General features: G+C 54.1%; 3 protein-coding genes. 2 read left to right on the top strand and 1 reads right to left on the bottom strand.

From position 1 onward, the window contains the following. Positions 1-151: 151 nt before the first annotated feature. A complete protein-coding gene (locus tag PN477_RS05600) occupies positions 152-925 on the bottom strand; it encodes a metal ABC transporter ATP-binding protein (protein WP_272117442.1) in 774 nt (257 codons plus the stop codon). Between the two features lie 114 nt (positions 926-1,039). On the opposite strand from PN477_RS05600, the gene PN477_RS05595 reads away from it, so the two are divergent. Both PN477_RS05595 and PN477_RS05590 read left to right on the top strand, forming a co-directional pair. Then, positions 1,040-1,975 carry a metal ABC transporter solute-binding protein, Zn/Mn family gene (locus tag PN477_RS05595; RefSeq protein WP_272117440.1) on the top strand — a complete coding sequence of 312 codons (936 nt, stop codon included), beginning with the start codon at positions 1,040-1,042 and terminating at the stop codon, positions 1,973-1,975. Between the two features lie 200 nt (positions 1,976-2,175). Beyond that, entirely contained in the window at positions 2,176-2,484 is a 309-nt protein-coding gene (locus PN477_RS05590) for a sll1863 family stress response protein (RefSeq protein ID WP_272117438.1), read from the top strand. Positions 2,485-2,784 lie beyond the last annotated feature (300 nt).

Genomic DNA, 2,784 nt, shown 5'->3' with positions numbered 1-2,784 from the left:
TGCATCCCACTTTTGCAGATTCATATTGCTCGCCAGGTAGAACCCTCATCCCCAGCCCTTCTCCCGCAGGAGAAGGGAGTCAAAAGCCCTCTCCTGCGGGAGAGGGTTGGGTGAGGGGTTGCACAACTGGGATGCACCCGAACGATTAGACTTACGCTGCGAAGGGTTGCGCCCCATCAAAAAACATCACTTGGCCACTATAGGCCCGCTTCAGGGTTTGATCATTAAACACTTGGGGGCGGGGGCCAGCGGCGATTAATTCTCGATTGAGGATGATTAAATCGTTAAATTCCGTAATGGATTCGCCTAGATCATGATTGACTACGAGCACCGTTTTACCGGCGGCGGCGAGTTCGGCGAAAATTTCAAAAATAATCGTTTCAGTCTTTTGATCCACCCCCACAAAGGGTTCATCAAAGCAAAAAATATCAGCGGCTTGGGCCAGCGATCGCGCTAAAAACACCCGCTGTTGCTGCCCGCCGGAGAGTTGACCGAGGGGGCGATCGCGCAAATTAAGCAGATCCACCCGCTCGAGGGCCGCCCGCGCCGCTTGGCGACTGACGGGCGAAAACCGCTGAAACCAGCCCGTTTGCCGCACCCGTCCCATCAGCACCACATCCCACACCGTGACGGGATAGCTCCAATCAATTTGGCTCCGTTGGGGCACATAGGCCACGTGGGCGAGTTGCTGTTTTAAGGGTTTGCCGTTGTAGTCGATCCGTCCGGCACTGGTGGGAATCAGGCCGAGCATGGCTTTGAGGAGACTACTTTTCCCGGCTCCGTTGGGGCCGATGATGCCGGTAACTCGGCCGGGAAGCACATCAAGGGTAATGTCTCGGAGGGCTTCGACGCTGCGATAGCGGACAGCGAGGTGCTGAATGGAGAGGGTGCGATCGGCTGTTGGGAGGGGTAAGGCGTGATCCATAGGGGGGTTTGGCAAACAACGATATATCGCCACGTTAATGAGGGTGTTAGGGTTCAGCCTATCAAAAAATGAAAAGAATATGATAGAAATAATGAAAAGAATATGAAACGAATCATGAAGTGGAGTCTGAGCCGATGCTCATGGGCGGCTGCGATCGCCCTCCTCTGGGGCTGTAGCCCTGCGGTTACGGTGGATTCATCCCTCCCCCAGGTGGTGACGACGAGTACGATTCTGGCGGATTTAACCGCTGAGGTGGGGGGGGATGAGATTGAATTAATCAGTATTTTACAGCCGGGGGATGATCCCCATATTTATGAACCCGTGCCCCGCGATACGGTGGCCCTCGAAGAGGCGGATTTGATTCTCTATAACGGCTATCAACTGGAACCGGCCTTGATTCGCTTGATCGAAGGGGTGGGGACGCAGGTGCCAAGATTTGCGGTGGGGGAAGTGGTGGAGCCGTTGGCTTTGAACGATGAGGGGCAACGGGTTCCCGACCCCCATGTGTGGGGCGATGCGGAAAATGCGATCGCCATGGTGGCAGCAATTCGCGATCAATTGATCGCCCTGTCCCCCGACGATGCCGATCTGTTCACTGCCAACGCCGATCGCTTAACGGCTGAACTGCAAGACCTTGACGCTTGGATCACCGCCCAAATTGCCAGCATCCCGCCCGCACAGCGTCAACTGGTGACGACCCATGATGCCTTTGCCTATTATGTAGCGGCCTATGATTTGACGATGTTGGGGACATTAATTGGGATCAGCACCGAAGAGCAGCCCAGCGCCCAAACCGTCAAAGCCCTCTCCGATGCGATCCGGGCGGCGGGCGTTCCGGCTATTTTCGCTGAAACGACGATCAATGATTCCCTGATCCAAGCCGTCGCCACGGAAGCCCAAGTCACCCTCGCGGATCAACCTCTCTATTCCGATTCCCTGGGCGCACCGGGCAGCAACGGCGACAGCTATATCAAAATGCTGGTGGCGAATACGGAGGCGATCGCCACTGCTCTCGGCGGTCGCGTGGAACCTTGGCCAGGGGGGGAATAGTCGCGTTTTTAACCTGTGTCATTCCTTCGGGTTGCTCTTCCATTTGAAATGTTTGGCTCACTCTTCCGGGGGATGTTTGGGGGTTAGGGGGGATGATGATTTCCCTCCAATGATGGAGTGAGGGAGGGGGGCGCGATCGCTACAGTGTAAGCAGATTGAAATAATTCAATTGCAAACACTCATTTAGGAGGTCTTCATTTATGACGACCCAACAACTTCAAAACCTGTCCAAGCAAGACTACGAAAACAAAGTCCAAACGCAACTCGATAAGCTCAACGCTCAAATTGACGAGCTAAAAGCCAAGGCCGACCAAGCCAAAGCCGACGCGAAACTACAATACAATGACACGTTGAGCGAACTCAACAGCAAGCGTGAGGCGGTGTCTCAAAAACTTGGAGAAATCCAGCAATCGAGTGAATCTGCCTGGCAAGATCTACAAAGCGGGTTTGAGAATGCTTGGAATGAACTTGAACAGGCCGTGCATCGGGCTGGCGAGAAATTCCAATAATATCAAGAGTGAGCCGGGGTGAATCGTCTGAGCGCCTCGACTGATTTCGCCCTATTGAGGGGGGACGGGCCAAGGGAAAGAGTGCGATCGCGCTTTCTCCCCTGACCCGTCCCCCCTGAAAATTCGGTATATTGTCACCCGATCCGCACCCTCTATCTTCAATGCAAAAAGAGGACTCCCGCTACACCGTTAGGTTAGCGGTGAGATGAATTTTTGCCAACAAATAAACCGACCAACGGGAGACGACTGAATTCAGTCTTGTGTTAAAATTGAGAAGCCAACGCACCCAAGTGTGCCTAG

Source organism: Spirulina subsalsa CS-330 (assembly GCF_028330765.1).
In the GTDB taxonomy this organism is placed as follows: Bacteria; Cyanobacteriota; Cyanobacteriia; order Cyanobacteriales; family Spirulinaceae; genus Spirulina; species Spirulina subsalsa_A.
The sequence above is the reverse complement of the archived record's forward strand: the minus strand, read 5'-3'. Positions and strand labels throughout refer to the sequence as shown.